The sequence below is a fragment of the Flagellimonas hadalis genome (assembly GCF_007785775.2).
Lineage (GTDB): Bacteria > Bacteroidota > Bacteroidia > Flavobacteriales > Flavobacteriaceae > Flagellimonas > Flagellimonas hadalis.
In genome coordinates, this window is the sequence record NZ_VNIK02000036.1 from 1 (window position 1) to 938 (window position 938).

The following is a 938-nucleotide window of genomic DNA, read 5'->3' on the forward strand; positions in this document are numbered from 1 at the left end:
ATTTTCCCTGGAAGAGGTCTCGATACATTCCAAACCCATTTGGAACACTCGGCCTGACAACCTATCGGAAATTGTTTATTGATCATTGGAAAATGTCCCCCGTCTGGGTTGCATCAATTTGCCCAAATAGAAAAGGGCGGCCATGACCAGCACCATCAAGGCACATACCACCGCAATGTTGAGCAAGGTCCTTGCCAGCCCCAATGCTCCCACGTTCAGGAACGGATACGGGTAAAAACCGGAGAAATGCCCACGCACCATCACGAACAGCACATACCCTAAAGGGTATAGCAGCCATCGGAAAAACGGTTTCCACCCAACGGGCGTCCGCGCATGGAACATGACCCAGTAGATGTACACCAATACAGGGATGATGGTATGGAGCAGTTCGTCCACCACCATTTGCAGTCCCGTGGGGTTCCAGAGTTTTCGCAGCACCACTTGGTACACCAGCCCCACCACAATGATAAAGGCCGCTAGGGCCATCGGGGTTGACTTTCCGTGGAGCAGGGCCAATCGTTTTTGGTCTGCCCCGAATATTTTGATGGTAAAGAAAAGGGCCACCAAAGCGTTTGTCAAAATGGTAAAATAGCTAAAAAAGCGCACCAGGCTCTCGGCAACGCCCACTTCACGGTTTTGGAGCATCAGGTAGAGTTGGGCCATCACGGCGAACCAGCCCAAACAGAGCCCCAAGATCTCAAAATTTCTTCGCAAGGTCGGTTTTTGGAAGTGAAGTTACGGTTTTTTTACTGTCAGACTGAGCGCAGTCGAAGGACGAAGAACAAAGTACAACATACGAAGGTGGAAGTACGAATCAATAATTACCCCGTCAAGAGGTCTCGATACATTCAAAATGACAGAAGGCTTTTGCTGTCAGACTGAGCGAAGTCCAAGCAAAAGAGGTACCCAAAAGCATTCGTGAAAATTCGTGGAATTCG

1 protein-coding gene is annotated in these 938 nt (G+C 49.4%); it reads right to left on the reverse strand.

The features are described 5' to 3' along the window. Positions 1 to 75: 75 nt before the first annotated feature. Positions 76 to 714, reverse strand: coding sequence for a Pr6Pr family membrane protein (locus tag FOT42_RS17895; RefSeq protein ID WP_151891796.1), 639 nt, complete (start codon positions 712 to 714; stop codon positions 76 to 78). Between the last annotated feature and the right edge of the window lie 224 nt (positions 715 to 938).